This window comes from Okeania sp. SIO3I5 (assembly GCF_010672085.1).
In the GTDB taxonomy this organism is placed as follows: Bacteria; Cyanobacteriota; Cyanobacteriia; order Cyanobacteriales; family Microcoleaceae; genus Trichodesmium.
Genome location: NZ_JAAHHT010000181.1, coordinates 1 through 19,567, shown reverse-complemented (window position 1 = coordinate 19,567; position 19,567 = coordinate 1). Strand labels below are relative to the sequence as shown.

Annotated in this window: 12 protein-coding genes and 1 pseudogene; 4 read left to right on the top strand and 9 right to left on the bottom strand. The window is 37.9% G+C overall.

All coding sequences use genetic code 11. The features are described 5' to 3' along the window. The 4 genes from F6K40_RS29120 to F6K40_RS29105 all read right to left on the bottom strand — a co-directional run. Positions 1-1,291 (bottom strand): SdrD B-like domain-containing protein (locus tag F6K40_RS29120; protein ID WP_293140856.1); only part of this gene is annotated, 1,291 nt, incomplete at its 3' end. Between the two features lie 626 nt (positions 1,292-1,917). Next, the gene (locus F6K40_RS41085; RefSeq protein ID WP_365673177.1) at positions 1,918-2,151 is read right to left on the bottom strand and encodes a PEP-CTERM sorting domain-containing protein; all 234 of its coding nucleotides are present in this window, start codon (positions 2,149-2,151) and stop codon (positions 1,918-1,920) included. Positions 2,152-3,127: 976 nt separating this feature from the next. Continuing rightward, on the bottom strand, positions 3,128-3,250 hold the full coding sequence (locus F6K40_RS29110; protein ID WP_293140852.1) for a hypothetical protein: 123 nt from the start codon (positions 3,248-3,250) through the stop codon (positions 3,128-3,130). 152 nt (positions 3,251-3,402) lie between these two features. Continuing rightward, positions 3,403-4,599, bottom strand: a complete 1,197-nt coding sequence (locus F6K40_RS29105; protein WP_293140850.1) for a phosphoglycerate kinase — start codon at positions 4,597-4,599, stop codon at positions 3,403-3,405. Positions 4,600-4,741: 142 nt separating this feature from the next. On the opposite strand from F6K40_RS29105, the gene F6K40_RS29100 reads away from it, so the two are divergent. From F6K40_RS29100 to F6K40_RS29090, 3 genes are all read left to right on the top strand, one after another. Continuing rightward, positions 4,742-5,146, top strand: coding sequence for a universal stress protein (locus F6K40_RS29100; protein WP_293140848.1), 405 nt, complete (start codon positions 4,742-4,744; stop codon positions 5,144-5,146). An 809-nt stretch (positions 5,147-5,955) separates the two neighbouring features. Beyond that, a complete protein-coding gene (ylqF, locus tag F6K40_RS29095; protein WP_293140846.1) occupies positions 5,956-6,813 on the top strand; it encodes a ribosome biogenesis GTPase YlqF in 858 nt (285 codons plus the stop codon). Between the two features lie 1,399 nt (positions 6,814-8,212). Then, positions 8,213-9,106 carry a hypothetical protein gene (locus F6K40_RS29090; protein ID WP_293140844.1) on the top strand — a complete coding sequence of 298 codons (894 nt, stop codon included), beginning with the start codon at positions 8,213-8,215 and terminating at the stop codon, positions 9,104-9,106. A gap of 648 nt (positions 9,107-9,754) precedes the next feature. On the opposite strand, the gene F6K40_RS29085 is transcribed toward F6K40_RS29090, so the two are convergent. The 3 genes from F6K40_RS29085 to F6K40_RS29075 all read right to left on the bottom strand — a co-directional run bounded on the left by F6K40_RS29085 (position 9,755) and on the right by F6K40_RS29075 (position 15,019). Next, the gene (locus F6K40_RS29085; RefSeq protein ID WP_293140842.1) at positions 9,755-9,919 is read right to left on the bottom strand and encodes a hypothetical protein; all 165 of its coding nucleotides are present in this window, start codon (positions 9,917-9,919) and stop codon (positions 9,755-9,757) included. Positions 9,920-10,277: 358 nt separating this feature from the next. Next, positions 10,278-12,278, bottom strand: a complete 2,001-nt coding sequence (locus F6K40_RS29080) for a bifunctional serine/threonine-protein kinase/formylglycine-generating enzyme family protein (protein WP_293140840.1) — start codon at positions 12,276-12,278, stop codon at positions 10,278-10,280. A gap of 260 nt (positions 12,279-12,538) precedes the next feature. Continuing rightward, positions 12,539-15,019, bottom strand: coding sequence for a helix-turn-helix domain-containing protein (locus tag F6K40_RS29075; protein WP_293140838.1), 2,481 nt, complete (start codon positions 15,017-15,019; stop codon positions 12,539-12,541). A gap of 1,282 nt (positions 15,020-16,301) precedes the next feature. Between F6K40_RS29075 and F6K40_RS29070 the strand changes: the two genes are divergently transcribed. Next, a complete protein-coding gene (locus tag F6K40_RS29070; protein ID WP_293140836.1) occupies positions 16,302-16,565 on the top strand; it encodes a hypothetical protein in 264 nt (87 codons plus the stop codon). Here the strand turns inward: F6K40_RS29070 and F6K40_RS29065 are convergent. Beyond that, positions 16,535-16,846 (bottom strand): hypothetical protein, encoded by a 312-nt coding sequence (locus F6K40_RS29065; RefSeq protein ID WP_293140834.1) that lies wholly within the window; start codon positions 16,844-16,846, stop codon positions 16,535-16,537. The genes F6K40_RS29070 and F6K40_RS29065 overlap by 31 nt on opposite strands. 94 nt (positions 16,847-16,940) lie before the next feature. Beyond that, positions 16,941-18,899: pseudogene (locus tag F6K40_RS29060) on the bottom strand (SUMF1/EgtB/PvdO family nonheme iron enzyme). Between the last annotated feature and the right edge of the window lie 668 nt (positions 18,900-19,567).

Sequence of the window (19,567 nt, the reverse complement as noted above, 5' to 3'; positions counted from 1 at the left end):
CACCATTGGCGTCAGCATCAGAGTCGGTTGCATCATCCCCACCTTGGTCAGCATCAGTAAATTCAAATCCCGAGGGTAAGGTAGACTCCTCAAAAGTTACTTGATACTCTTCACCAGGATTGAGGTTGGTGAAAGAATACATACCGTTCTCATCAGTGATCGTCGTTTCTGTGGTGTTGTCCCCAACAGTGTCAATGTCACCATCTGCTCCACCACCGGTTAAAGTTACTGTTACACCATCTACTCCATCTTCTCCTGCATCTTGAATACCATCACCATCATCATCAAAGAATACTTTGTCTCCTAAACTAGCCTTCTTGAAAAATCCTGCATCAATTGTGGGGTCATTTTCACCAGGTTCAAGAGTAATTACATCAGAAATAGGACCATCAGAATCTTTGGTATCATCATTGCCTTGATTAGCTGGACTAGCCATGTCAAAACCATCAGGAGTTTCAAACTGGACTTTGTATTCACCAGCAATAACAGTAAAGTCATAATTACCGTTAGCATCAGTGGTGGTTGTGTCTACTATTTCACCATCTTCAATCTCACCATCGCCATCCATATCAGCAAGCAAATTTACTGTGGCTCCAGCTATCCCTTGTTCGCCAGCATCCTGAATACCGTTTGCATTGCTATCTTCAAATACAAAATCGCCTAGCTTGGAAAGCTCGACTTCAGAAATAACTATTTGAGCATCGGGATTAAGTACACCATCATCAGTTTGATCAGGGACCAAGATAACGGCCATTTTTTCACCAAACTCAGGCACAAAAGCATCTGCCTCTGGGCTGTTAGCATCTGCTAAAATTGCATCAACCCGATCCTGACTCCAGAAACCATCACTCTCTTCGCCGACAAAGTCTACAGATTGCTCATCATCTAACAGTTCCCAGATTGCTCGCTGAATATCAGCAAATGTGACTATACCCAAGTCTCCTAAATCTGTCCCTGCCCATCCCTGATTAATAATGTAGTTAAGTTTGTTCAAATTCTCAGGTTTTTCGATTAATCCTTCCCCAATTAGTTCTTGAGGAAGTTCTTCATAGGTGGAAAAGACCTTGGCACTATATGTCGTTCCCTCGGTGTTGAAATTTGGCAAGTCTAAACCGGGATCAATGTCTCGATCGGTATCGATACACCATCCATCTCGCACACCACCCAAAATGGGGTCGTCAAGAATCTCGATGTTTATAAAACTGTTCCCTTGATCGTAAATAGCTTTAAATTCAACTGCATCAGGTAATACAGCACTTAATGATAAAATGTTAGTAGATACTTCAGACATAGTTTGATAACTGTTCGGTGATAGTGAATATGTTTTTTGAGGACTTTTCAGTCAAGAATAAATCAGATTGCTAATTAACCTGATTGTATTAGAGTTGTTGGGAAACCAAAATTTAAAATGCTCAAAAGCTGATGATATAAGGTTTTCAGAATTTTAGGTCCGAAAAACACTATAAACTTTGACTAATAAGGGGTTTAGCCATTTTTTTTAGCTTAATTCTCAACAACTCTATTAATTGATCCCATGTAGAGGTACAGAGTTCTAAATGGTAGGAGTTTTGGATTCTTTATTTTTCAAATTTATACTTCAATTCAGCAATGCCCAAAAAATATACCCTTTTCAGATTTAAGATCATTTCAATTTCAACTGAGACGAGTATTTGTTGCTGTCAAAGAGTTTCAGCTAACAAAGTGTTTCATTTTTGAAATGACTATATGGAGGTTGTGACAAAGGATATACTACAGAAAAAAGATGAGTATCTTTAAAGTCCGATCATTTGAAGACTTGAAGAGTTTTAGCGATAACTGTATTGGAATAAAAATCTTGCCAAGACATCAAATTCAGAACGTATATCATTATTTTTTTTGGCAAGACCCTAAATAGGTATAGAAAGTTAAAAGAGTATATTACTTTGAAGCCATGCGGGAATCTACCATCTTCTTGGCAACCATACCACCACCCACGCATAACAAACCCAGTACAGTAGTTGGTTCAGGCACTTTCACAGGAGCAGAGGAGCAACCAGGAATAACACCAGAAGGAATATTAGGTGGACACTTTAAATTTGCAGCAGCGGGTAGAGATGTGGCAGCAGTAACAGCGATAGTTGAAGCAACAACGAACAAAGTCTTCTTTAACATAATTTGATCCAACTCCATAAGATTTGTTTGACATCATCATCATATTCTCTTATTCCGGAATATTTCAAGGGGAAAATCTGTTTTTTCTCAAATCTTCATCAAATCTTCATCGAATTTCTATCCCTTTTTCATCAGATCTTTATAAAACTCTCCCAAATAACCTCTAAGTCTAATTATGTAGTCCATTTTAGGGTAGTGAGGTACAGTTTATTAATTTTTTGTAGCTTTTTGTCTGTTACTTGTTGCCTAAAATCCTAAAGTTTTGTACTTTATCAACTCCAAAAGTTCTGTAATAGTATTAAGTTTAAAAAAATATGTAGCCTGGGTGTGAAAAAACAAAACAATGTTAGAGTTGTTCCTAAATAAATGGAAAAAACCGCTAAGATTAAGACATAGCAGTAATTCCAGGCGTTTTTTTATTAATAGGTGAAATCATTATATGACAAGGGTTTGCGAGTTTTTTCTAGTTATCAAGCGACAAGTCTGTATTTATCAGGATTTATATCATCTCCGGATAATTAGCGATCAAAAAAGTTTTTGTTTGTAGTTGGGCTTGAGCAACTTCTATAGTTATAATTAAAACTCGTAATTAGACTTTACAGTGGTTTTCACTTGGTTGAACCACTGTAGGAGCGATTCGCGTTTGCGGAGCATTCAGTTAGGAAATCGCCCCTACAGGATTTCGATTATGGCGATGTAGTTCATCAATCTGAAAAGCGCTGTAATTATAACTATTCAACCAGAAATGATATTACGCATACATATATATATGGTAGGGGTTAACGGCCGTTAACCCCTACAAATGCTGTATAGTTTCATGGGTGCGTAAGTTCTGTTTAGATATTTATATCATGTCCGGTTGAATACTTATCAATGCATGAGGAAGTAAGGCAGGAGGCATCCCCCCTACCCCCCTTTGAAAGGGGGGAGGCAGAAGGTTTTTTCCAAAAAAACTTAATTCTCTACACAAACGATGCTACCGGACATGATAATTATATATAAATAAATCGGCGTTGCTGAAGTGCAGGCCTAATTTTTGGTTTTCCTGCATTGTAATGGTGAAGATATATACATCCCACACTTCCGACACTTCCGACACTCCCTACTCCCTAATATTAAGTGCTTCCCTATTCAAACGCCCACGCGTAGAGAAGCACTTAGCAATTAATAATTAATTATGAATAATTGATAATTAGAGAAAGTTTTCATTATCCATTATCCATTACCCATTATCCATTATCCATTATCAATTTATGCTTCATCTAAAGCAACAATACCAGGTAACTCTTTACCTTCCAACAATTCCAAACTAGCACCACCACCAGTAGAAATGTGACTCATTTTTTCACCAAGCTCTAACTGCTCCACTGCAGCAACAGAGTCACCACCACCAATAATAGTAATAGCATCCGACTTATCAGCAAGAGTCCGGGCGATCGCTTCAGTACCCTTAGCAAACTTCTCTATCTCAAACACTCCCATCGGACCGTTCCAAATGACAGTTTTGCAGTCTGCTAAAGCATCTTGGAAAACCTTTGCCGACTCAGGTCCAATATCCAAACCCATCCAACCATCAGGAATAGCTTCAACACTAACAGTTTGAGTATTCGCCTCAGCGTCAAACTTATCAGCTACAACCACGTCAGTAGGTAACAACATTGCTACACCTTTTTCTTTTGCCTTAGCTTCTAGAGACTTCGCCAATTCTATCTTATCGTCTTCAACCAAAGAATTACCCACACTTAAACCACGAGCTTTGTAAAAAGTGAAAATCATACCGCCACCCAAGAGCAACTTATCGCACTTATCCAACAAAGCCTCAATCACACCAATCTTACTAGAAACCTTAGAACCACCAATAATTGCAGCCAAAGGTTTTTGAGGATTATCAATTGCACCTTGGAGGAATTTCAGTTCCTTTTCAATTAAATAACCACCCACAGAAGGACTCAAATATTTAGTCACACCCTCAGTTGAAGCATGGGCACGATGAGCAGTTCCAAAAGCATCATTCACATATATATCCGCCACAGAAGCAAGTTGCTTGGCAAACTCTGGGTCATTTCCCTCCTCTCCAGGGTAGAAGCGAACATTCTCCAGCAAAACTACATCACCATTTTGCATAGCTGCCACAGTAGAAGTTACTGCCTCACCAACGCAGTCGTCACACTTCTTAACTTCCTTACCCAATACTTCAGAGAGTCTTTCTCCCACAAGAGTCAGACGCATATCTTCATTTACTTTTCCCTTGGGACGTCCAAAATGGCTAGTTAAGATAACTTTTGCACCTTTGCCAATTAAATCTTGAATTGTCGGAAGAGCTGCCCGAATTCTAGTATCATCTGTAATACTACCATTATCAACAGGTACATTAAAGTCGGCCCGCATGAGTACCTTTTTGCCAGATAAGTCAGATTCCGATAAATTTGCTACAGTTTTTTTTGTCACAGGATTAATCTCCTAGTATTTGTCTTAATCTATACCTATCAATCTATGGTCAGATTATTGGCCCATAAATAGATTGAATTAGGTTACAACAATTAGTTCACGGTAGACATTTTATCGGAGTCCGTACCCCAAATATACTTCTATGTTTCAAACAGTTCTATTTCCTGTAAATGATAGCCGAGAAACCCGCGAAGCTGCGGAAGTGGTGGCTAACATTGTCCAAAAATATAACTCTCGCCTGGTACTATTGGCAGTGAGGGTAGGAGTTTCGGAAGGCCAGGAAACATTGACAATGAATGACCACGAAGCAATTGCCAAACTTCTGGAAGGAGCTAAGGCTATGTTTGCCCAGCAGGGTATCGAAGCGGAAATTCTCGAAAGAGAGGGTAAACCAGCTTTTGTTACCTGTGATGTGGCTGATGAGATTGAAGCTAATCTGATTATTATTGGCTCCCGAGGTATGGGTTTGACTGAGGAAGGCGTTAGTGATAGTGTTAGTAATCAGATTGTTAATCTGTCTCCTTGTCCTGTTTTGGTAGTTCCTTAAGGAGTTAAAAGTCAGGAGTCAGGAGTTAAATTCTTGCTGTGAGAATGTCTTAACTATCCTGGCGACTGCTATATTGATAACCTAAAAGTATCTCTGACAATGGGAGCTACTTGCCTATTTTGGTCACTAACAATCTTAGACTTTTGACTTTAACTTTACCTACTTTACTAACTATCTTGACTTTTGAATTTTGAATTTTGAATTTTGACGTTGGTAACTAACTATCTTAGACTTTTGACTTTAACTTTACCTACTTTTACTAACTATCTTGACTTTTGAATTTTAAATTTTGAATTTTGACATTGGTAACTAACTATCTTGGACTTTTGACTTTAACTTTACCGAAAAATTTTGGTTTATAGCCTCCCCTTGGATAGGGGATAATAAATAAAAATTTTCATAATTAGTCAATCCTATCTGTTTTCCAGGAGAGGTAATTATTAATTATTCATTATTAATTATTAATTGTTTTTACTAACTATCTTGACTTTTGAATTTTGACGTTGGTAACTAACTATCTTAGACTTTTGACTTTAACTTTACCTACTTTACTAACTATCTTGAATTTTGAATTTTGACATTGATAACTAACTATCTTAGACTTTTGACTTTAACTTTACCGAAAAATTTTGGTTTATAGCCTCCCCTTGGATAGGGGATAATAAATAAAAATTTTCATGATTAGTCAATCCTATCCGTTTTCAAGGAGAGGTAATTATTAATTATTAATTATTAATTATTAATTATTAATTGTTTTTACTAACTATCTTAACTTTTGACTTTTAAATTTTGATTTTTGACTTAAAACAATGGCTATTCAATGGTATCCTGGCCATATTGCTAAAGCTGAACGCAATCTTAAGGAACAACTGAAACGGGTTGATGTGGTTCTGGAGGTTCGAGATGCCCGTATTCCACTAACTACTAACCATCCCCAGGTATCTGAGTGGGTGGGTAGTAAACCACGAGTTTTGGTATTAAATCGGATGGATATGATTCCTGTGGAAGTTATGAAAAGATGGCAGGAATGGTTTGAAGGTGAGGGACAAGTGCCTTATTTTACTAATGCTCAGTTGGGGGATGGAGTGAAGAATTTGGCCAAAGCAGCGCGGGAAGCTGGTAATGCTGTTAACCAGAGACGGCGCGATCGCGGGATGTTACCTCGTCCTGTGCGTGCTGTGGTTATTGGTTTTCCTAATGTGGGAAAGTCTGCTCTGATTAATAGGTTGTTGAAGAGGAAGGTTGTTGAGAGTGCTAGACGTGCTGGTGTTACTAAACAATTAAGATGGGTACGTATTTCTGATGAGATTGAATTGTTAGATGCTCCTGGTGTAATTCCTAGTAGGATTAAAAATGAAGAGGATGCAATTAAGTTGGCTATTTGTGAGGATATTGGGGATGCTGCTTATGATAATCAATTAATAGCTGCTAGTTTGATTGATTTATTAATGTCTCTAGAGATTAATAGTAATGGTTTTGTTTCTGCCTCTTGTTTAGAATCTCGTTATGGGTTAAAAGCGGATAATTATACAGGTGAAAGTTATTTACATGAGGTAGCAGATCGGATTTATCAAGGAGATATTGAGCGTACTTCTAGACGTATTTTGGATGATTTTCGCAAGGGTTTATTAGGGCAAATATCTTTGGAGTTACCACCAATTCACTGAATTTAGAATTTAGAATTTAGAATTTAGAATTCAGAGTGCTAGATTTTATAGGCTAAAAACTTTGACAAAACAACTGTTTAGGGCGATCGCCTCTTAACAAGAAAGTTTAGTTGAATAAAAAATCATGCGTATAGGCGAGCAACTCCAGTTAAGTTTTATAATATCAGAAATTTTGTAGGGATGCAACCGAAAATCCTTTGAGGCGCCGTTTTTTTTAGGAGCTTCAGAAAATGAAAATGTTTGTGGTTTTCTCATACTTGGTGCAAGCTATGGATGGAAATATTTAATCAGGGGAACATAAACAGATAGTTTATAGGAAGCTCTCAAAGATGAAAATATTTCTGGCATTGTTTCTGAGGCAGAATTCCTGAATAGGACGATCGCCTCTTAACAAGAAAATTTAGTTGAATAAAAAATCATGCGTACGGACGAGCGACCCCAGTTAAATTTTATGATATCAGAAATTTTGTGAGGATGCAACCGAAAACCCTTTGACCTGCCGATTTTTTTGGGAGCTTCAGAGAATGAAAATGTTTGTGGTTTTCTCACTAAGGAGCGATGGATGGAAAGATTTAATCAGGGGAACACAAGCATATAGTTTATAGGAAGCTCTCAAAGATGAAAATATTTCTGGCATTGTTTCTGAGGCAGAATTTATGAATAGGACGATCACCTCTTAACAAGAAAGTTTAGTTGAATAAAAAATCATGTGTAAGGACGAGCGACCCCAGTTAAATTTTATGATATCAGAAATTTTGTGAGGATGCAACCGAAAATCCTTTGAGGCGCCGATTTTTTGGGGAGCTTCATACAATGAAAATGTTTGTAGTTTTCCACTGAAGATGAGATTTTTTCTAAATTTGAGCGATCGCTTCTATCTCTTGAAGAGGATGCAAAGGTCAAACTTTCCTATCCCTGATTTTTTCTGGTGCTTGAGAGAATGAGATTTTTCTATTTGAGCGATCGCTTCTATCTCTTCAATGAGGATGTAAGACTAAAATCTTTCTGCCGTCCATTTTTTCTGGTGCTTGAGAGAATGAGATTTTTCTATTTGAGCGATCGCTTCCATATCTGTCTTAGTTGAATAAAAATTCATGCTTAAGGACGAATTAACCCCATAATACTTACAGAATATCATAATTTTTGGGAGGATACAAGAGTTAAACCTTCCTGCCGTCAATTTTTTTGGTGCTTCACAGAATGAATATTTGTAGCGGAAATTGAATCTAAACCACTATTTTTCCAAGACACATCTATTTCTAAAAGTAGGATGCTTATCCTATAAACTACTCGACTAAAGGTTTGCTGGACTTGATAAAATTGCCAATAAGATGAAAAGAGCGCCTCCGGAACGACTCTAAGTTGTGATGGAGAAAAAATTAACACAGAAGGATAAATTATGAGCGATTCAATTATCAAATTAGTCAATGACCTACCCACTGGTGGTATTACAGTCTCAGCATTACGCGCCTTAGATTTCGTAGTTCCCGGAGAATGGAATAATTTAGTAGGTTTTGAAAATACCGTTCGTCAAGTCACTGGTGAAGAAGACTCAGAAAGAATTCAAAAAATTAGCGAACGTGCTTTGTGGATATATAACGACGAATCTCAAGGTTATCAAGACGCTATCTGGACTTACCAAAGTCTAGATAAAGCTGATGCTGCTTTAGGTGCAGCAGCAATGGCAAATAAAATTGGCGAAAAAATCTCTTTCCTGGGTTTCCTGAATAAGTTAACTCCATCAGCAGATACAACTCAAGCGGTAGATTTATCCATCAAAATAGTAGCGGAGTTGGTGGCTTTCTGCAAATTGAATGGAATGCCAACTATGGATAGTTTAGGAGATTTTTCCGCAGCATTGGCAGAAGAATATAGTGGTCCTTCTTTGATGCGAATGGTTGCTTTGGTTTGTTTCGATGGGTTGATTCCTCTAGGACCTGATTTTGTGGATCGGGTGGGAGATATTATTGGGGGTATGAGTTCTGCTGGTTTGCAACAAAATCCTTTATTTAAGAGGGTAAATAATTTGATTCCTGGTGATGGTACTCAGGGTAAACTTGATTTTATTGGTAATAGTTTTGATGCGGTTAGTGGTTGGATGAGTAATTTAGTTTCGTCCCGAGGATTAGATCCTCAAATGATTATTAATAGTTTGCAAAATTTTGTAGATATTGCTGATGATAAGTTGGATTATTTGGCGGCATTTATTGATTTGACGACTAATTATTTTGAGCATACTGGTACTCAAACTGTAGCTCGTCGTTTGATTTTACAAGCGGCAGATGAAGTTTAAAAAAAGTCTTTAATAAATGTAGGTTGGGTTGAGGAAACGAAACCCAACATTACTGAATAATTAATAATTAATAATTTAATAGTTCAGTTTTAAAGCATCCCCTTTGCTCCCCATCTCCCTAATGCACAGTTAAAACTCTGCAAAGTGCTTTTTCTGTATAATTAGGGTTTGCTGATTAAATTTTAAAGCATTGACTTTCTAATGGTTTTAGCCGTTTTAAGTCTTGAAAAAGTACAAGGTTTTTGCTCCTTAAAGCTCAAAAAGTTAGGATGAAAGGGTTGACAAGAGCCGAAAAATCAAGGGATAATTCTTTCTTCTGCCTCCTCTAAATTCCTTACTCCTCCTGTCTCCTGTCTCCTGTCTCCTGTCTCCTGTCTCCTTACCCTCACCCATAAGACTTTTTCAGCAAACCCTAATTATTGTTCTGGCAAGGTTTGACAATTTTTTTGCACAGTTTTAGTTGTGTCAGTCTACTTACGATGTATTTTAGTTGAATAAAAAGTCATGCACAGGGGCGAACGATCCCCACTGATTAAATTGTACCATGATTTTTTTGCTGATGCAAGAGGTAAATCCTTTCGCCGCCGACTTTTTTTGGTAGCTCCACAAAATGCAGATTCTCTCCTATGACTTTTTCTTCTGGGTGCTTCAGGAAATGTTTTTTCTGGGAATTTCAGCGATCGCTTCTCTATTTCTCCTACCACTGACTTTTTCTTCTGGGTCTGGGTGCTTAAGGAAATGATTTTTTCTCGGAATTTCAGCGATCGTGAAGCGGAAGGTTACTCTATCGCTTTTATTCGGTAACACAATCATCGGTACATCTGTGGCAAAACCCTTGTTTGACTATGTTTTTAGTTGAATAAAAAGTCAGGCATAGGTACGAGCAACCCCCATTAATTAAATCGTACCATGAATTTTTTGCCGATGCAAGGGGAAAATCCTTTCGACGCCGATTTTTTTTGGTAGCTCCATAGAATGAGACCTCTCCGCCAACCCCTCTCCTCGTAAGAGAGGGGAGAAATTCTTGCTCCCCCAACGCTAGCAGGGAAGGGGGTTGGGGGGTTAGGTCAATTTCAGTTATCAGTTATCAGTTATCAGTTATCAGTGCTTCGCGGGAGGGAAAGGAAAAAGAAAAAGAGGGAAAAGGGGAAAAGGGAAAGAGAGAAAAGGGTTAAAAAGTTCTCCCGCCAACACACACAATACGAAAACCAATATAGGTGCCGTTGTAGCCGCGCCTATCGAGGTTGTCGCGATACGCGGAACGGCATAGATAAGGATTGATGGCCCAGGAACCGCCACGCAGCGGTGAACGACTATTATTTCCCCCAGTCTCCCAAGCACTACCATCGGTAGGCGCTCCATTATAGTTACTGTGCCAAACATCCTGGCACCATTCCAGAACATTACCGTGCATATCGTACAAACCAAAAGCATTAGGTGGAAAAATTCCCACATCTGTTGTTTCTTCACGATATATTCCTTTCGGTGCATTAGCATAAGTAGAGTTGCCATCAAAGTTAACTAACTCAGACGTTATAGTTTCCCCAAAATAAAATGGTGTTGTTGTTCCTGCTCGACAAGCATATTCCCACTGACTCTCACTTGGTAAACTATATTTTTTACCTGTTATTCGTGAGAGTTTCTGACAAAATTCTGTCGCCTCGTTCCAACTTACTTCTTCTACAGAGCGGTTTGCACCTTTAAACCAAGAAGGATTATTTCCCATAACTGTTTGCCACTGTGCTTGAGTGACTGGATACTTTCCCATGAAAAATTCTGGCACGTCTACATTATGTTGCGGACTTTCATTATCATTTCTCCCTACTTCTATCTCTGGAGACCCCATGAGAAATCTACCTGCGGGAATTTTTACCATTTCTAGGGATACCCCATTATCGAAGTTTTCTATCATCACCTCTGCTTGACCTGGAGAGCGATTAATTATTTCTCCTTTGGCATTGACTGTGACTGTCTCAAATTTCTGAGTCAAATTTGACGAGTGTGCCCAGTTTGCTTTTGGTTGTGACGAGTCTGACAAGTTTACTTCTGGTTGCAAAAATCTACTATCCCACCAATCTTTACTTAACAATGCTCCGACAAACCCACTTGCTGCTAAACCTCCTAATATCAAGATTTTTCTTCTGCTTTTATTGGGTTGGGGTGGGGATGGAATTGTTCTTTTTGGTGTGGGTTTAGTTTTATGTTGGTTGACTATTGGTGTGGGTTTAGGTTTAGGTTGGTTAACTATTGGTGGAATTTCTGTAGTTGAGATGGGTGTGGGTATAGTTTTATGTTGGTTAACTATTGGTGTGGGTATAGGTTTAGATTGGTTGACTATTTCCCTCAAAGCATCTAATGCTTCTGTGGCATTTTGATAACGCTCTCGAAAATACTCCCGCACCATCTTATCTAATATATTTGCTAGGCGATCGCTCACTTGTGCTTCATTTCGCCAGATAATATTTTCTGTATCTGGATCTGTAGGCAAATTTCCTAAGTTTTGACCAGTCAGTGCTTTTATTCCTACCATTCCCACTGCATAAATATCGCTACTCAGTTTTGGTTTGCCATTACTTTGTTCGCTTGGCATATATCCTGGTGTTCCGACTCCAATAGTTAAGGTAGTTAACCCTTGTGGGTTGGTGGTTAAGACACTTATTTCTTTTACTGCACCGAAGTCTATTAATACTATTTTGTTGTCTGACTTACGACGCATCAAATTTTGTGGCTTAATATCTCGATGAATAATATTATTTTGATGAGCTGTTTCTAATGCTGATAATATTCCTTTGAGTAAGGCAATGGTATAAGACTCGCTTAATTTTTTTCCTGGAGTTAGTTCTTTGCTTATATCTTGCCCTTCTATATATTCTTGTACTAGGTAAAATTCTGTTCCTTCCTGGAAGTGAGCAAATAATTTTGGTATTTGGTCTGAGTCACTGCCTAATTTGTATAAAGTCTTTGCTTCTCTATCAAACAACCTTTGAGCAATAGGCAAAACTCCTGGGTCTGAGGTTTTAGGTGATAGATGTTTAACGACGCATTTTGGTCTTGGATTTCCTGGTAAATCTGGTAAGTCTAAATCTTCAGCTAAGTAGGTATCTCCGAAACCTCCGCTTCCGAGCAACTGAATAATTTTGTAGTGATTTCTCAGGATTTTTCCTGGCTGCATAATTTTCAGTTATTAGTTATCAGTTATCAGACTTTTTGGGGTATTGCTTAATCTCAGTAGCCAAGAAAGGTTTTTTTGGCCGAATTTATTTGAGTATATCTGAGCGCACCTTTCCCATTATGCTTATAATACCATGTCAATTTTTTTTCTCAATCCCCTTTTCATAGATGTTTTTCGGGCTAGAGCAAAACTACAAACAAAAACTTTCAACATGGTATTTAAACCATTCGTTCTAACTCCTAACTCCTGACTCCTGACTCCTAATAAAATGCAAATATAAAAGATACTAACGGGTCATCATTAAATTCTGAATCTGCAAATCCAACAAAACTTAAACTATTCATCTTTAAACTAACAGGACATTCAACTTCATAAAAAGTAGGAGCTAAAAATTCACAAATATGACTTGCTGATGAATCTAGCTCACCAGAAGATTGAATAAAATTTTCTGCTGACCAAGTATGTAAACATTTACCACTAGAAACATCCCATAACTTAATAGTTTCATCTTCGCTTTTAGTAATAATAGTTTGACTGTTTTGGCTCCAAATTAAAGCATAAATTCGAGCTATATGTTCATTAAAAATTTGTATACATTTACCCGTATTAATATCCCATAATCTTACTGTTAAATCGTCACTTCCAGTTGCTAAAAGATTTCCATCTGGACTCCAAACAATAGAATGTATTTCTTGAGTATGACCTTTAAAAACTATGTGTGGTTGAGAATTCACCATTGGCAATAGACGAATATCTCCGCAAGGATTGGCGATCGCTAAATATTCTTTATTAGGACTAGAAGCTATGACGGAAATATTGTCTAATGTTGGTACTTCCATTTTCTCTAACAACATCCGAGATTCTAAAAGATTTTCTTCTTGTTTTTGCTTTGGCAATTCTTGATAATTCTGGTCAGATAAATCTACAAAATTAGTAGGGCAAATACAGGAGTTATTATCTATCAATTGTGATTCATTATTTTCATGGCATTTATGTCGATTAGTTTGACTAGCAGGGCAAATTTTCCCAGGAACTATTGCACAAAATTCAGAGTTTTTGTGGTTAATTTGATTTAATACTTCAATAGCTTTTTGAGAATAGTTATGAGCAGATTGACGACATTCTATTTTGTGAGAATAAAGATCGCCCACCATTAAGTCAATCTCTAATTTCATACACAAATTAATCAGATTTTCTAAAGCATAACTACATAAGGCAGTTTCGTCAGCTTGTAATTTATTTAAAATTAATAATAATTGTTGTTCTAGAGCTTGAGTAGAACCAAATATTTTACTAAGTTGTCTAGCAATAGGTTCAATAATTAGCTGATTTTGTCGTTCTTTAATAGAGCGTTTGCCAGTGGTTATAATTAAGGAATGACTAAGAAATAAATTGAAGTTAGTAGTAGTTAATTCAGTAACAATTTCTTGAATTAAATAGTTAAGAATGTACTCCATTATTAGAGGTTCAACTGCGTACATACTTAATTTTTTCTTGACTAGAGAACGCCAGATGAGAGCTTCTAAACTTTCCAGAAGATTAACTTTAGAAACTGCTGGCATAATATCAGTTTCTAATTTTTTTACATTAGTCCAGTCTTGGTTAACCGCTAACCAAACCACGATCTTTTTTTCTAATTCTGAGAGACGATGAAAGTGTTGGTCAAGGAGTCGGCGAATTCCATTGAAGGTGGTAGTATTATGTTGGAGAAATTCTGTTAAGTCTCCATCGAATAAGTCTTTGATGGAAGTGATGACTATTTTTAATGCTAGAGGGTTATAGTTATAATATTCGCTGAGTTGTTGTTTTTGTGTTTCTGAACCTGATATTTCTTTTGTTTGTAATAAAGCTTTTGCTATTTCTTCGGAACCAAATAGTTGTAGCGATCGCACTGCTGTATCTATACTTTCAAATGCTGCTACTTCTGGGGGTTTTTCTCGACTGGTAAGAATGAGACAACTAGAGTGGGATGTTTCGCTAATTAACTGAAATAGTTGACTATAATTTTCGTAACCAGAGCGATAATGACCTGTACATCCAGGTTTTAAAATTGTTTCGACACTATCTAAAATTATTAGGCAGCGTGATTTCCGTAAGTATTCAATAAGTTTGCTTAGTTCTCCTTGGGTACATTCTTGGTGAGAGAAAAATGAGATAAGTTCCTTGAGAGTTGTTTCTAGTGGAGGTGAGTGACGGAGCGATCGCCAAATTATATAGTCAAATTTATTTTGTAGTTGTTGGGCGACTTTTGCTGCTAATGCTGTTTTACCAATGCCACCCATACCAAGTAGGGCTATTAAGCGACAATTATCTGCGATAATATATTGGTGGAGTTGGTTTAGTTCTTGAGAGCGTCCGTAAAAAACTGAAACATCTATGGCTTCTCCCCAATCAATTTTTGGTTTAGATAGTGTTTTTTTTGTTTCTGTGGAAGGTTGGAATATATGTTGTTGAATATTTGGCTCGGTTTTGGCAAGACATAATTTCTGAGTGTCAAATTTTTGTCTCAGCAAAGCGCGAAAGTTTTTCTTGGTTACTTTTTCGTCTAAGACACGAGAAAGATTTTGCCATAAGTTGGCAGCTACTCCTTTGATGTAGTCTGGATCGTAACCTGCTTCTTCGGCAATTTCAGAATATGCTTTACCTTCCCATGCTTGAGAAAATACCTTTCTTTTTACAGCGTTTAAGGAGCCTGGAGGTAGAACTGTCTCCAGAACTTCCAATGCTTCTTCGACTTTCATTTTTACTTGATTTTTTGAAATATTTTGAATTTTATCTCAATTGATGTAATGTTACTGTTACTTCGGCGACAACCTAAAACTTAATCTACTAATATATCAGGACTTACGCAAATTTTTAGACAACACGCTATTCCTAGGAGGGTTAATGACCATCAACCCCTACATCTGGTGTATGTTTTCATATTTTGCGTAAGTCCTGTATATAATATATATTTTTAGTTGAATAAAAAGTCATGTGTGGGTACGAGCAACCCCCACAGGTTAAATTTTACCATGAATTTTTTCCCGATTTTTTTTGGTAGCTCCACAAAATGCAGATTCTCGGCTCTGACTTTTTCTTTGGAGTGCTTCACAAAATGTTTTGGCTTCGGAATTTGAGCGTTCGCGAAGCGGAACGGAGTTCTATCACTTCTCTATTTCTCCTACCACTCACTTTTTCTTTGGAGTGCTTCACAAAATGTTTTGGCTTCGGAATTTGAGCGTTCGCCACAGCGGAAGGTCGCCCTATAGCTTTTTAATGGTCATATAATCATCCGTGTATCCGTGGCCAAATCCGTGTCTAGCGATTTTTGGAAGTTGAATAAAAAGTCATGCGTAGGTGCGAACGAACCCCACAGATTAAATCGTACCATGAATTTTTTCCCGATGCAAGGGGTAAATCTTTTTCGCGCGGATTTTTTTGTAGCTCCACAAAATGCAGATTTTCGGCTCTGATTTTTTCTTTGGAGTGCTTCATAAAATGCTTTTTTCTCGGAATTGGAGCGTTCGCGAAGCGGAACGGAGTTCTATCGCTTCTCTATTTCTCCTGCCACTCACTTTTTCTTTCGGAGGTGCTTCATAAAATGCTTTTTTCTCGGAATTGGAGCGTTCGCGAAGCGGAACGGAGTTCTATCGCTTCTCTATTTCTCCTACCACTGACTTTTTCTTTCGAGGGTGCTTCACAAAATGCTTTTTTCTCGGAATTGGAGCGTTCGCGAAGCGGAACGGAGTTCTATCGCTTCTCTATTTCTCCTACCACTGACTTTTTCTTTTGAGGGTGCTTCACAAAATGTTTTGTTTCTCTGAATTTGAGCGATCACCACAGCGGAAGGTCGGCCTATAGCTTTTTAATGGTCATATAATCATCCGTGTATCCGTGGCCAAATCCGTGTCTAGCGATTTTTGCAGTTGAATAAATAGTCATGCGTATGTACGAACGACCCCCACAGGTTAAATTTTACCATGAATTTTTTGCGGATGGAAGGGGGTAAATATTTGCCAATTTTTTTGGTAGCTCCACAAAATGCAGATTCTCTCATCGATTCATCTGTCGCAAAACTTGACTATTCATCTCCTCTGGCGGGGTGCTTCAGGAAATGTATTGACTATTGCTCTATACGCAATAGAAGAAAAATTCCACTATTCATCTCCTCTGGCGGGTGCTTCAGGCAATGTATTGACTATTGCTCTATACGCAATAGAAGAAAAATTCCACTATTCATCTCCTCTGGCGGGGTGCTTCAGGAAATGTATTGACTATTGCTCTATGCGCAAAACTGATAACTGATAACTGGTTTGGCGATGTTTTGGGGTTGAATAAAAAGTCATGTGTAGGTGCGAACGACCCCCATTGATTAAATCGTACCATGAATTTTTTGCCGATGCAAGAGGTAAATCTTTTCCGCGCCGATTTTTTTTGGTAGCTCCACAAAATGCAGATTCTCTCCTATGACTTTTTCTTCGGGATGCTTCAGTATCAGTAAATGATTTTTTTCTCGGAATTTGAGCGATAAACGGATAACGGATAACGGATAACGGATAACGGATAACTGAAAAAACTTCTCCCACTCTGAAAAAAAATTTTCCCCGCTCCGCAGGAGGGAAGAGAGAAAAGAAAAAGAGGGAAAAGGGGAAAAGAGGAAAAGAATAAAGGGGAAGAATCCTAGGAACGAGAGACAGACGAGACGATACGAAAACCAACATAGACGTAGAGGAAGTCCGCATCGTTATAGTTGCGCCAGGCACACCGGCAATCCCCAGAATTGTCGTACCAGCTACCGCCACGGAGCACTCTTCTATCACTATCACCTCCAGTTTCCCAAGCACTTCCATTGGTAGGCGCTCCATTATAATTATCATGGCAAACATCCTGACACCATTCCCAGACATTGCCGTGCATATCGTACAAACCAAAAGCATTGGGTGGAAAAATTCCCACATCTGTTGTTTTTCGTCGATATTTTCCTTCCGGTTCATCAGCATAAGTAGAACGACCATCATAGTTAGCTAATTCAGACGTTATAGTTTCGCCAAAATAAAATGGCGTTGAAGTTCTAGCTCGACAAGCATATTCTCACTGACTCTCATTGGGTAAACAATATAGATTACCCGTTATTTCTGATAGTTCCTGACAAAATTCTGTCGCTTTTATCCAACTTACTCTTTCTATAGGACGACTTGCATCTTTAAACCTAGAAGGATTATTTCCCATAACCGCTTCTCACTGCGCTCTAGTGACTGGATACTTTCCCATGAAAAATTCTGGTACATCTACATAATGTTGCGGGCTTTCATAATGTCTATCTCTTCTTCCTGCTTCCCTCTTTGGAGACCCCATGAGAAATCTACCTCCAGGAATTTTTACCATTTCTAGGAAGACTCCATGACCGAGGTTTTCTCTCATTACTTCTGCTTGACCTTTACGGCGACTTATTATTTTTCCTTTCCTGTTAACTGTAACAGTAGTAAATGTCTGAATGGAAAATTTGGGTTGTGGTGTTCTTCTCCTCATCATGTTAGTTAACATTGCGGCAACAAACCCACCTACTGCCAAACCTCCTAATGTCAATCGTGGAGAGGGAGGTTCTGAAGTTGGTTGGGAAGTAGAAATATTTTCTGGAGGTGTTCTACTCCAGAAATATTTAGTTAATATTGCTGCGACAAAACCACTTCCTGCTAAACCTCCTAATATTAATATTTGTCTTCTGCTTTTATTAGGTTGGGGTTGGGGTTTTGCTACTACCGTTTTGGTTTGACTAACTTTTGGTACTGGTTTTGGTTGTGGTGTGGGTGGTGAAGTTGTGAAACCTAATGCTTCTAAGACTGCCGTAGCATTTTCATAACGCATTGGACAATATTCATGTACCATCCTATCTAATATATTTGCCAGACGGTTACTTACTTGTGCTTCATTTCGCCAGATAACATTTCCTGTCTTGGAGTCTTTTTGTAAGTTGTGGGGATCTTTTCCTGTGAGTGCTTTTATTCCTACCATTCCCACTGCATAGATATCACTACTCAGTTTTGGTTGACCGTTACTTTGTTCGCTTGGCATATAACCAGGTGTTCCGACTGCTAGAGTAAAAGTAGTCGTCCCTTTTTGGTAAGTAGTCAATACACTTATTTCTTTAACCGCCCCGAAGTCTATCAATACTATTTTTTTATCCGACTTCTGAGGCATCAAGTTTTGTGGTTTGATGTCTCGGTGAATTATATTATTTTGATGAGCTACTGCTAATGCTTCTAAGATTCCTTTGAGTAAGGCAACAGTATAAGACTCGCTTAATTTTTTCCCCGGCCTAAGTTCCTTACTTATATCGTGCCCTTCAATATATTCTTGTACTAAGTAAAATTCTGTTCCTTCCTGGAAATGAGCAAATAATTTTGGTATTTGGTCTGAGTCTTTGCCTAATTCATATAAAGCCTCCACTTCTCTCTCAAACAGCTTTTGAGCAACAGGCAAAACTGCCGGATCTGAACTTTTAGGTGATAGATGTTTAACCACACATTTCGGATTTCTTGGTAAGTCTAAGTCTTCAGCTAAATAGGTATCTCCGAAACCTCCTGTTCCGAGAGAGTCAATAATTTTGTAACGTTGTTTCAGAACTTTTCTAGACTGCATGACTTTTTCAGTTATCAGTTCAGTTATCAGTTATCAGACTTCCTCCTACCAGGAACATAAGGTTTTTTTTGCCGAATTTATTTGAGTATATCTGAGCGCACCTTTTCCATTATGCTTATAGTACCATGTCAAATTTTTTTTTGTCAATCCCCTTCTTTTTCTTTCACTTATCAGCTTTTTCAGGTATCAGTTATTAGTTTCCATATTTACAGCAGTTTCTGTTCTTATGAGGTACACCCCGAAGCGGGCAAGATGCCGGCACTACAATATTTTTATCATTGACCCTGTACATCATTTCTCCGAAATTTGCTGTAACTTTTCACTTCTGACTTTTACCGAATTCTTAAGGTATAAAGCCTCTCCATTCATTGAGAAAAAAGCGGTTGAGGGATGCAGAGGAAACCTCGCCATATTCAATCAACCAAGAGAAGAAAAAAATTCCTTTGAGCAAAATCCTCTTCTTTATAAGAAGAGGTAATTATTAATTATTAATTGTTGAATCTACCTTTTGTTTCCCAAATTTTTCCTAGGTGTTGAGTTAGGGAAATGTGTTTTTTTGGGCCGAATTGATTTGAGTATATCTGAGCGCACCTTTCCCATTATGCTTATAGTACCATGTCAAGTTTTTTTTGTAAACTACCTTTTTTCAGTTATTAGTTATTATGTTT

Excerpts from the sequence above, each read along its gene's own strand:
- F6K40_RS41085 (WP_365673177.1), bottom strand. The coding sequence starts at position 2,151 with ATGTTAAAGAAGACTTTGTTCGTTGTTGCTTCAACTATCGCTGTTACT.
- F6K40_RS29100 (WP_293140848.1), top strand. The coding sequence starts at position 4,742 with ATGTTTCAAACAGTTCTATTTCCTGTAAATGATAGCCGAGAAACCCGC.
- ylqF (WP_293140846.1), top strand. The coding sequence starts at position 5,956 with ATGGCTATTCAATGGTATCCTGGCCATATTGCTAAAGCTGAACGCAAT.
- F6K40_RS29090 (WP_293140844.1), top strand. The coding sequence starts at position 8,213 with ATGAGCGATTCAATTATCAAATTAGTCAATGACCTACCCACTGGTGGT.
- F6K40_RS29085 (WP_293140842.1), bottom strand. The coding sequence starts at position 9,919 with ATGATTGTGTTACCGAATAAAAGCGATAGAGTAACCTTCCGCTTCACG.
- F6K40_RS29080 (WP_293140840.1), bottom strand. The coding sequence starts at position 12,278 with ATGCAGCCAGGAAAAATCCTGAGAAATCACTACAAAATTATTCAGTTG.
- F6K40_RS29075 (WP_293140838.1), bottom strand. The coding sequence starts at position 15,019 with ATGAAAGTCGAAGAAGCATTGGAAGTTCTGGAGACAGTTCTACCTCCA.
- F6K40_RS29070 (WP_293140836.1), top strand. The coding sequence starts at position 16,302 with ATGCAGATTCTCTCATCGATTCATCTGTCGCAAAACTTGACTATTCAT.